The sequence below is a fragment of the Thermorhabdus hydrogeniformans genome (assembly GCF_049310025.1).
Classification (GTDB): domain Bacteria; phylum Bacillota; class Thermosediminibacteria; order Thermosediminibacterales; family Tepidanaerobacteraceae; genus JBJYKD01.
Genome location: NZ_JBJYKD010000090.1, coordinates 1 through 319, shown reverse-complemented (window position 1 = coordinate 319; position 319 = coordinate 1). Strand labels below are relative to the sequence as shown.

1 pseudogene is annotated in these 319 nt (G+C 44.5%); it reads right to left on the bottom strand.

Annotated elements, in window-relative coordinates:
* A pseudogene (locus tag ACKX14_RS15610) lies at nt 1–319 on the bottom strand (integrase core domain-containing protein); the annotation flags it as partial.

Here is a 319-nt window from a genome sequence, read left to right as displayed (position 1 = left end):
TCTGTTTGAAAGAAGAGTTGATGTTTTACACCGAAGGCTCTAAGCCAGGCTGCCACAAGCAGCATGAAAGTCAACCCATTTTTAAAATCGAGAGAATCGGCATACGCAATAAAGCGCAACCTTGTTTTAATATCAATAGCGGTGAACTGAAAAAGAGGCAGCTTATTTTTAAAAATAGAGGCATATGCTTCGGGAGGCAAAGCCGATTGATCGGCGATATGTTTTGCATCGATCTGCCAGAACTGCAAAGGTTCGAAGGCGGAGAAATCTGCTGCAAATCGGCGGGAGCCGGTAAGCGTCTTGTATTTACGACAGCGTA